Annotated in this window: 12 protein-coding genes; 3 read left to right on the forward strand and 9 right to left on the reverse strand. The window is 45.2% G+C overall.

The genetic code is table 11. The features are described 5' to 3' along the window. Positions 1 to 6: 6 nt before the first annotated feature. The 9 genes from trpB to Q4B82_RS04965 all read right to left on the reverse strand — a co-directional run bounded on the left by trpB (position 7) and on the right by Q4B82_RS04965 (position 7,010). Complete coding sequence (gene trpB, locus Q4B82_RS04925) at positions 7 to 1,206, reverse strand: tryptophan synthase subunit beta (RefSeq protein ID WP_303065316.1); 1,200 nt, start codon at positions 1,204 to 1,206, stop codon at positions 7 to 9. Between the two features lie 21 nt (positions 1,207 to 1,227). Beyond that, entirely contained in the window at positions 1,228 to 1,734 is a 507-nt protein-coding gene (locus tag Q4B82_RS04930) for a DUF4442 domain-containing protein (RefSeq protein ID WP_303065317.1), read from the reverse strand. An 18-nt stretch (positions 1,735 to 1,752) separates the two neighbouring features. Further along, positions 1,753 to 2,589, reverse strand: coding sequence for a folate-binding protein YgfZ (locus tag Q4B82_RS04935; protein ID WP_303065318.1), 837 nt, complete (start codon positions 2,587 to 2,589; stop codon positions 1,753 to 1,755). A 192-nt stretch (positions 2,590 to 2,781) separates the two neighbouring features. Further along, positions 2,782 to 3,849, reverse strand: coding sequence for an MBL fold metallo-hydrolase (locus Q4B82_RS04940; protein ID WP_303065319.1), 1,068 nt, complete (start codon positions 3,847 to 3,849; stop codon positions 2,782 to 2,784). Between the two features lie 82 nt (positions 3,850 to 3,931). Continuing rightward, complete coding sequence (locus Q4B82_RS04945) at positions 3,932 to 4,357, reverse strand: hypothetical protein (RefSeq protein ID WP_303065320.1); 426 nt, start codon at positions 4,355 to 4,357, stop codon at positions 3,932 to 3,934. A gap of 37 nt (positions 4,358 to 4,394) precedes the next feature. Next, a complete protein-coding gene (locus tag Q4B82_RS04950) occupies positions 4,395 to 4,886 on the reverse strand; it encodes a DUF456 domain-containing protein (protein ID WP_303065321.1) in 492 nt (163 codons plus the stop codon). 94 nt (positions 4,887 to 4,980) lie between these two features. Further along, complete coding sequence (gene pssA, locus Q4B82_RS04955; protein ID WP_303065322.1) at positions 4,981 to 5,757, reverse strand: CDP-diacylglycerol--serine O-phosphatidyltransferase; 777 nt, start codon at positions 5,755 to 5,757, stop codon at positions 4,981 to 4,983. A 72-nt stretch (positions 5,758 to 5,829) separates the two neighbouring features. Next, a complete protein-coding gene (dapB, locus tag Q4B82_RS04960; RefSeq protein ID WP_303065323.1) occupies positions 5,830 to 6,639 on the reverse strand; it encodes a 4-hydroxy-tetrahydrodipicolinate reductase in 810 nt (269 codons plus the stop codon). Then, a complete protein-coding gene (locus tag Q4B82_RS04965; RefSeq protein WP_303065324.1) occupies positions 6,636 to 7,010 on the reverse strand; it encodes an outer membrane protein assembly factor BamE in 375 nt (124 codons plus the stop codon). The genes dapB and Q4B82_RS04965 overlap by 4 nt, the downstream gene beginning before the upstream one ends. 163 nt (positions 7,011 to 7,173) lie before the next feature. On the opposite strand from Q4B82_RS04965, the gene fur reads away from it, so the two are divergent. The 3 genes from fur (at position 7,174) to Q4B82_RS04980 (ending at position 9,373) form a co-directional block, all read left to right on the forward strand. Next, on the forward strand, positions 7,174 to 7,599 hold the full coding sequence (gene fur, locus Q4B82_RS04970) for a ferric iron uptake transcriptional regulator (RefSeq protein ID WP_303065325.1): 426 nt from the start codon (positions 7,174 to 7,176) through the stop codon (positions 7,597 to 7,599). 88 nt (positions 7,600 to 7,687) lie between these two features. Beyond that, the gene (locus tag Q4B82_RS04975) at positions 7,688 to 8,458 is read left to right on the forward strand and encodes a ferredoxin--NADP reductase (RefSeq protein WP_303065326.1); all 771 of its coding nucleotides are present in this window, start codon (positions 7,688 to 7,690) and stop codon (positions 8,456 to 8,458) included. A gap of 348 nt (positions 8,459 to 8,806) precedes the next feature. Continuing rightward, complete coding sequence (locus Q4B82_RS04980; protein ID WP_303065327.1) at positions 8,807 to 9,373, forward strand: hypothetical protein; 567 nt, start codon at positions 8,807 to 8,809, stop codon at positions 9,371 to 9,373. Positions 9,374 to 9,535: the final 162 nt, after the last annotated feature.

A 9,535-nucleotide genomic window follows, 5' to 3' on the forward strand; every position in this document is an offset into this window, starting at 1 on the left:
ATATTTTTACAACGCAATGTTTTTCAATTTGGCAACGGTGTTGATGTCCTTATCGCCACGCCCCGACAAATTGACCAAAATCACTTGGTCTTTGCGCATTTTTGGGGCATTTTCCACCGCCCACGCCAGCGCGTGTGAACTTTCCAATGCTGGAATAATGCCTTCATATTGGCACAATAAATCAAAGGCTTGTAAAGCGGCTTCATCATTTGCGGCATGGTATTCCACGCGCCCAATATCGTGCAAATGGCTGTGTTCGGGTCCAATACCAGGGTAATCCAAACCTGCGGAAACCGAATGCGTTCCCAATACTTGACCGTTTTCGTCTTGCATCAAATAGCTGCGGAAACCGTGCAACACGCCAATCGGTGCGCCCGATGTGATGGGCGCGGCATGGTCGGGGGTGTGTACGCCGTGTCCGCCTGCTTCCACGCCCACCAAACGCACCGAAGTTTCTGAAATATAAGGGTAAAATAAACCAATCGCGTTTGAACCGCCACCCACGCAAGCCACCGCCACATCAGGCTGTCTGCCTATGGCTTTGAGCATTTGTTCTTTGGCTTCGTTGCCAATCACGCATTGGAAATCGCGCACCATTTCGGGATAAGGCGCAGGGCCTGCTGCTGTGCCGATGATGTAAAAGGTGTCGTCCACACGCGCCACCCATTCGCGCATGGCTTCGTTCATCGCGTCTTTGAGCGTGCGGCTGCCACTGTCCACGCTGACCACGTTCGCGCCCAATAATTTCATGCGGAACACGTTGGGGGCTTGGCGTTGAATGTCGTCCGCGCCCATGTAAACGTGGCATTCCATGCCAAAACGGGCGGCTACGGTTGCGCTTGCCACGCCGTGTTGTCCTGCGCCTGTTTCGGCGATGACGCGCTTTTTGCCCATGCGTTTGGCGAGCAAGGCTTGACCGATGGTGTTGTTCACTTTGTGTGCGCCTGTGTGGTTCAAATCTTCGCGTTTGAGCCAGATTTGTGCGCCACCGAGTTTTTCAGACAGCCTTGCCGCGTGGTAAACGGGGCTGGGGCGACCGACATAGTTTGCCAAATCGCGGTGAAATTCTGCCCAAAATTCAGGGTCTTGTTTGGCTTGGGCATAGGCTTGGGCGAGTTCTTGTAGCGCGGGAATGAGGGTTTCGGCAACGTACACGCCACCGTGTTCGCCAAAAAAGCCTTGTTCATTGGGGGCTTGGTAATTCATGTTGTTTCCTTGGTTGGGTTTTCAGGTAGCTTTATCTTGTTCTGTCTGTGGGCGAAATTCTTTTTTTAAGCGAATATACAGCGTGCGTTTGGCAATGGCGATGGTTTCATCGTTTTTGTCAAAAATGCGTACAGTAAATTCGGGTAGGTGTTTTTCACCATTGGCTGTGGCTGCTTCAATGTTTTGTCGGTCGGCGTGTGTGAGTTGGCAATCCAAATACACTTCGCCAAACCCTGGTTTCACAAATTCAATGTGTGCTGATTTGTCCCACACATAATATTTGTCGCCATAAATGCAGCCAAGCATCACTGGATAAATGGCATCAGTCAATGCAAATAGGCTGCCACCGAATTGGCTGCCATGACTGTTTTTGGTATTGAACCAGTTTTTCAGACGGGCGCGACAATGGGTGTAATCTTCGGATAAGTGTGTGATTTGTATGCCTGTAAACAATAAGGGAGGCCACAAATTCATGCGACGGCGCAGGGCATTTGCGGTTTTGGGGCGTTTTCGGGGGAGGGGCAGCATGGTGTGTCCTTTTAATGATTATTCTGATTCTAAACTGAAAAAGGGGTTGTGTAGGGTAAATGGGCTGCCTGAAAGGTCAGATAAGGTGTTGTATGCTGCGCTGTGTTTGATGACCAGTAAATTCAGGCTGCCTGAAACGTTGATGACGATGCCGACTTCTGCGCCACTTTCATCGTGTACTTCTGCACCAACTTGTTGGGTGCTGGTGTTTTCGGCAATGGCTAAACCGCGTTTGACTTGTCCGCGATATTGGGCGCGGGCGATGATTTCTTGCCCTGGATAGCAACCTTTGCGGAAATGTACGCCGCCAATGGTGTGTTGATTGAGCATTTGTGCCACGCAAGTTTCGCTGGTTTTGGCACTTATCCATGGGTAGCCACATAGAATTTCATGACGTTTGAATGTGGCTTCGGCAACTTCATTGTATGAAGGTAAGTTGGTAAGTGGTGCGATTTTCAGGCAGCCTCCGTGTGGCAGTTGTATTGTGTCATCATGAGCTGGAAATGATAAAGTGGGATTTTCTGCATAAAGAATTGCTGTATTTTCAGGCAGGCTGCCTGAAACGCCCCAATCGGGCAAAATGCTTAATTGCACGTGGGCACGCAAAACAAACATTTTTAAGCGTTTGACTACTGTTTCTGCCAAGTCGGCTGCCAAGATAAGGTCAAGTTCTTGTCCATTGTTGTACACCACCATATTGGCAATGACACGTCCTTTGGGACTGTTGTAAGTGGCATAACAGGCTTGTTGGGCGGTTAAATTGTTGATGTCGTTGGAGAGCTGTTTGTGTAAAAAATCGTGTCGGTCATCGCCACTGACACGAACCACAGCGAAAAAAGGTAAAAGTGTGTGCATGGTGTTTTCCAGTTTGATGTGTTGTTGGGCTGCCTGAAAATCAGTAGAGGTGTATGGTCGCAGAATTGAAAACGTACTACGGCGTTGGTTTGCTTTGCCGTATTATATTGATATTGTCTGCGGCTTGTCGCCTTGTATTGCATTTTCTTTTCTACGACTATATTGTGCCAAAAAAATGTTTTTTAGGCAGCCTTAATTTTGTTGAGGTAGGTTTTCCCACCATCTTGATGTTGGACTGGTGGCATCAAATACTTGTCCCATTAATGGTGTGAGCATGGTTAAGCCTGCGGCATCAGACAAAATAGCAGAACGGCGTACAGGCTCGTCCCATGCGTGTGGTGCGAGTGGGTATGCGCCCCAATGAATGGGCTGCCAACGTTTACAATTTAAATCACAGGCTGCCTGAACGGTTTCTTCGGGGTGCATATGGTTGTCGCGCCAGTTTTCATTGTATTGACCGTTTTCAATCAAGGCTAAATCAAAACCACCAAATTGTTTTGCAGCATCGGCAAAATGGCTGGCATAACTGCTGTCGCCTGAAAAGTAAATTTTTTCGTGTGGTGTTTGCAAAACATAGGCTGCCCACAGGGATTTTTTGCCATCAAATGTGCTGCGTGAAGCATCGTGGCGTGCAGGTAGAGCGTGAATGTTTAGGTTAGGTAAGTTAAGGGTTTGATGCCAATCCAGTTCGTGTATGTGTGTTGCGGATATGCCCCAATATTTGAGATAACTGCCCATGCCTAGCGGTGCAAGATAACGGGTTTGAGGTGCGTGTTGCTGGAAATGGCGGATAACTTCGCGGTCTAAATGGTCGTAATGGGCGTGGGTGTGGATTATCCAATCTATGTGTGGCAAGTTATGTAGTGCTACTGGTGGTGGCTGAAAACGGTGCATCATAATGGGTAAGGGCGAGGCGGAACGGCAATAAACGGGGTCGAGAAACAGGGTTTGTCCCGCAGCGCGTATGAGTAAACTGGAATGACCAAACCAAATCATTTTGATGGTGTTGCTGGGAGCGAGAAAAGTGTCCCAATCGGGTTGAATCATGGGCAGTTGTTGAGTAGGGCGATGTAATTCAGGACGTGTCATCATTTGCCACAACGCAACCAAAGTACCATTTTTGATTTTTTGAGTGGGCGGTGTGTTGAAAAAGGTTTGAGTGTGTGGGTTGTAATGTGTGCTGCGCTTTTGCGTGGGAAAGCGTGGGCGTGGATTGATGAGATGGAATAGATTGCTTAGGGTTTGAAAGGTGGTTTTCATGTTTTTAGGCATCTTTGGACTGCCTGAAAGTAATGGATATGAAAAATATTAGGCAGCATAAAGGTGTTTCAATATTTGGGTTTCAGAGATTTTCTATGCCATTAAATATGATTTCGCCGTTTTCTTCTAGAGACATTTCAATAATTTGTTCGTGCAATTTAGGCGTGTTTAATGCGAAATCGCAGAAAATGCGTTGCTCATCTTCAATCAAAAATGCCACATATTGTAATGTTGCGCCATCAGATGCCAAACCACTTTCTTGTGTGAAAACACGCAAAATGGCATCATTTTGTTGATTGAGCCACGTTAATTTCTTGGCAATTTTGTTGAGTATGGCAAGTAGTTGTGGTTTTTCAGGCAGCCTATCGCCAAAATCGATGATGCAGGCGCAATCTTCTTGTTGCCATAAGTGGCATTCTGCTTCTACGATATCTTGGATTTCGCTGTCAATAAAAGTGATGTGTGGTATGTATTCACGAATAAGGGTGTGAAGTTGTGTGATTTTCATGTTTGTTTTCCTTGATGATTTTAAGGCTGCCTGAAAGTCAGCTTAACCAGTATGTTAGGTATTGCGCCAATACCACCAACAGTACCACCAAAGCCGAGCCGATTTTGGCAACTGTGCCGATGATGAAACCAATGAATGTGCCTATGCCTACTTTGCCCGCGTTGAACAGGCTGCGTTTGTTCATGAATTCACCTGCGGCTGCACCCAATAAAGGTCCCAAAACCAAGCCCACAATACCAAAAAACATACCCACCAAACCGCCGATGAATGTCCCCCATAGTGCCGTTTGGCTTGCCCCTGTGTATTTGGCACCCAATAAACTGGTGATGAAGTCCATTGCCATGCCAAACACACACACCAAACCCAAAATCCACAGCGAAAGTGAACCGATGATTTGGTAATCACTGGTATATGCCAAAAGCCATACACCACCAAACATCAAAGGTAGACCAGGTAAAGCAGGAAAAACCGTTCCTGCTGCACCTGCAAGCAATAAAATCAGGGCCAAAATAACGAGAAAAACGGTCATGTTTTACCTTGAAAACAACGAAGCGTATTGATGCTGCCTGAAATAAGACCATTCCTGTATATTTGATGAGTGTTGGCTTTTTCAGGCAGCTGTATTATTGTGGTGTAAATAGATTGGGGGTGGTTTGACGTTTTTTCCATTTTGTCCATGCCCAGTAAACATAGCCAGATAAGCTGTAACATAGGAAAAAACCGAACAATACGCCAGCAGGTTCCATTGCCAGCATCGCCAAAATCAAAATGACCACCACCATGCTGAAAAACGGGGCGCGGCGGCGAATGTGCCATTCTTTAAAGCTCCAAAAGCGAATTTGTACCACCATAGATAGACCAGCAAATAAGGTCATCAATAAAACCGATAAACTTTTGCCGTCAAACAAAGAGGGGTAGCGGTAGCCTAACCACACCATGCCAATGACCAAAGCCGCAGCAGTTGGACTGGGAATACCAATAAACCATTTTTTGTCTACTTTACCAATCAAGGTATTGAATAAAGCCAGCCGCAGCGCAGCGCAAGCGCAATACACAAAAGCCACCGCATAGCCGATTTTGCCAAATTCATGTAACTGCCAGTTGTACACAATTAAAGCGGGGGCGACCCCAAAACTGACCATGTCTGCTAAGCTGTCTAATTGTTCGCCAAATGCACTTTGGCTTTGGGTCCAACGTGCCACGCGACCGTCCATGCCGTCCAGCAACATTGCCAAAAAAATAAATATGGCTGCGCTGGCAAAACGACCGTGCATGGATTGGGTTATGGCATAAAATGCACAAAATAGTGCGGCAATCGTGAATGAATTGGGTAAAAGATAAATGCTGTTTTGGCGTAATTTTTGGCGGCGACCGAGATAAGGCGGATTGCGGTTTTCCATGATGTGTTTCTTTCGTTTTCAGGCAGCATAATCAGTGTTAAAGTTGGGATGGGGATTTATTATCAAAAATCCTCAATGTTTCAAACCCAACACATCTTGCATATCAAACAAACCCGTGTCGTGATTTGCCAACCACACTGCCGCGCGAACTGCACCTGCGGCAAAGGTCATGCGGCTGCTGGCTTTGTGGGTAATTTCCACGCGCTCGCCATCGGTGGCAAACAATGCCGTGTGGTCGCCCACCACATCGCCTGCGCGAACCGTTGCAAAACCAATGGTTTGGCTGTCGCGCGCGCCTGTGTGTCCTTCGCGACCGTACACCGCGCATTCTTTCAAATCGCGTCCCAAAGCATTGGCAATCACTTCGCCCATGCGCAAAGCCGTGCCGCTTGGCGCGTCCACTTTGTGTCGGTGGTGGGCTTCAATGATTTCAATGTCGTAGCCTTCGTTCAGCACACGCGCCACCGTGTCCAAAATGTGGAAAGTCAAATTCACGCCCACGCTGTAATTTGCCGCAAACACAATGGCGCGTTTTTGCGCGGCTGCCTGAATTTTCGCTTTGCCCGCGTCATCATAGCCTGTGGTGCCGATGACCATTTTGATTTGATTTTGTTCACAATATTCAATCAAAGGCAAAGACGCTTCGGCACGGGTAAAATCAATGACCACATCGGCATGGTTTAAGGCTGCCTGAAAATCCGCCGTGATGTTCACGCCCGTTTTGATGCCCACCGCATAGCCCGCGTCCAAGCCCAAACTTTCCGAGCCAGCGTGTTCCAATGCGCCCACCAGCACCGCGTTGGGGTGGGCGTGCACCGCTTGCACCAGCACCTTGCCCATGCGACCGTTTACACCTGCAATGGCGATTTTGACTGTACTCATTGTGGTTGTCCTTGTTTTTGTTGTACGGTTTGACGAGCATAGTCCAAAGCATTACCTTCGATACGGCTTACTGTATTGTTACTGTTGAAATGCACAACCAAATGGCGACTTTCTTTCACTTTGCCACCGTGAACAATTTCATAGGTGTAATCCCAACGATTTTGGCGAAACAAAGGATTGAGCAGCGGTGTGCCAATCTCCATTTGAACCTGTTCTCGGCTCATGCCTTCACGCAAAGCCAAAACACGTTCAGCATCAAAAGGTATCCCTTGTACTACAGCCAGTTTGTAATAGGGCAGTTTCTCTACTAACTTGGGGGTGCAGGCACTTAACGCAAGTGCAGCGACAACAGTAAAAAGGCGGATATTCATGGTTATATCAAATCAAAAGTGGCTGAAAAATGTAAAGATACCACACAGCAGCAATATCAATAAAGTTCCAATTAAAAACTTTTATTATTTATCGGGTGGGCAAATGAATAAAAAGTGCTATTATACGGCAATCTGAAACACCCATTAAGAAAGAGAACAAACAATGGATAATATTAGTCAGCTTAAAGACAGTGGTTTAAAAGTAACGGGACCACGCTTGAAAATTTTGGATTTGTTTGAGCGTCATTATGACATGCATTTGAGTGCGGAAGATGTTTACCGCATTTTGTTGGACGAAGGTGTGGAAATTGGTGTTGCTACCATTTATCGCGTTCTAACTCAATTTGAACAAGCCGATATTTTGGTGCGTCATCATTTTGAAACGGGTAAAGCTGTTTATGAATTGAATAAAGGCAGTCATCACGATCACATTGTTTGCGTAAAATGTGGCATAGTAACAGAATTTCAAAACGAAGAAATTGAAGCCTTGCAAGAAAAAATTGCACATGAAAATGGCTATCGCATTGTGGATCATGCCATGTATATGTATGGTGTGTGTGGCAACTGCCAAAAGAAAGAAAAACGTTGATTGAACTGAATTTTCAGGCAGCCTTGAAGAGAAACAGGCTGCCTGAAAACATTTTTTGTATCCCATATTGTATTGAAATACACATGACATGAATAATGAAAAATTCACCGAAGAACGCATTTTGTGGGTCAAGCGCCACAGTACCAAACATTTGACTTTTGCCATCACGCGTCCAGAAAGCTATCGTTTCAGCGCAGGTCAATATTCGCGCTTGGGCTTTCGTGTGGGTGAGAAAGGCTATATTTGGCGTGCTTATTCGGTAACATCTGCTGAATATGCAGAAACATTGGAGTACTTCGTAATTTTAATTGAAAATGGTCCCATTTCTGCTCATTTTGCTGAAATTCAAGCAGGCGATACCATTTTATTGGACAAAACCGCATTGGGTTTTTTTCTACCTGAACGTTTTCCGAATGGACGTGATTTAATCATGTTGGCAACAGGTTCGGGTATTGCTCCGTTTTTGTCCATTTTACAGCAACCCGAAATTTGGCAACGTTTTGAATATTTGGCTTTGGTGCATTCGGTTTCATACAGCAATGATTTGATTTTTAATCAAAACATTGCCCATTTGGCAGAACACCCTTTGGTAGGTGAGTATTTTAACAAATTGCGTTTTGTGCCGATTACCACGCGTGAAAGCGATGCCAATCTTTTGCACGAAAGGCTGCCTGAAAGCCTACGAAACGGCAGTCTAATGACGCGTTTAAATTTGGTGTTCACGCCTGAACGCAGCCGTTTTATGATTTGTGGTAATCCAGAAATGGTTAAAGACACATTCCAAGCCTTATTAGAACAGGGATTTACCATGCATCGCAACAAAATACCAGGGCAAATCATGATGGAAAATGGATTTTAGTTGGTTATGTTGCAGGGCAGATTCAGTACACGACAATTTTTATTGTAGGGCGCGTACTACGTACTAAATTTAAAAAATTTCAATTGATGGTCACAGAATTGAAAAGTACCACGACCTTATCAATGCCCTTATGTACGATTTGTGCACGGCTCTCGTTGTTGCTTTGTATTGCATTTTTACTTTTGCGACTGTATTTTGGTGGGTAATACGCACCCTGTACAAAATGTTTCATGTGACCTGAATGCGTTTTGTCGTGTACTGAAAGGTGAAAGGCTGCCTGAAAACCAAAAACTTGTTATAATTACTGCTGTTTATCGTTTTACACAGTAAAAATCAGGATTGAATTGAATGAAAAAATACACCGCTTTATCTTTGGCAACAGCTTTATTGTTGGTAGCCTGTGGCACAGAACCTTCCTCGGTGCAAAAACCTGTTTCAGCATCAGCAGTCTCTGTTGCATCTGCTGCATCAGAAATCGTGGTTTCATCACCAGATGCAACAACATCTCAAATGCAAGAAAACAACATTCAATTTGCAGGACTGGAAAACTATGAAGAAAAATTGGGCGACATCGGTTTAATGCCAGAAGGTGTGCCTGCTGAACAAGTTGTATTATTGAAAAGCAATGGCGAGATTACGATAACGGGTGTGAAACAAGGTCAAGTGAAAACCGATATTGCTGCTTTTTTTGCCAATTTGGAAAAAGATTTGAAAGCCGATAAAGGCATAGGTAAATTGAATTTTTCGGTAGAAAAACAACGTGTTGCATACAGTTATACCATAAATGGGGTGCATGAGAGTTGCATCACATCAGTAGGTGGAGACCAAAATATCATAACCGTTTGTGCTGCATCAGTAAAAACGCCTGTTAAGGAGCTGAATGAATTGTTGAAAAATGTGGTTTTCCCATCTTAACAACATTATCAATCATTTTCAGGCAGCTTGTGTTTAGGCTGCCTGAAAATTTTTGTTGTGCCGTCAATTTTTGTGAATATGCATTAAAACAAAAACATTCAGTAGTGTATGGGGTAGTGCTAGTTTTGTCATGGATATAAACCGACAATTTCGGCAAAAAAC

The organism is Alysiella sp. (genome assembly GCF_030525755.1).
GTDB lineage: Bacteria > Pseudomonadota > Gammaproteobacteria > Burkholderiales > Neisseriaceae > Simonsiella.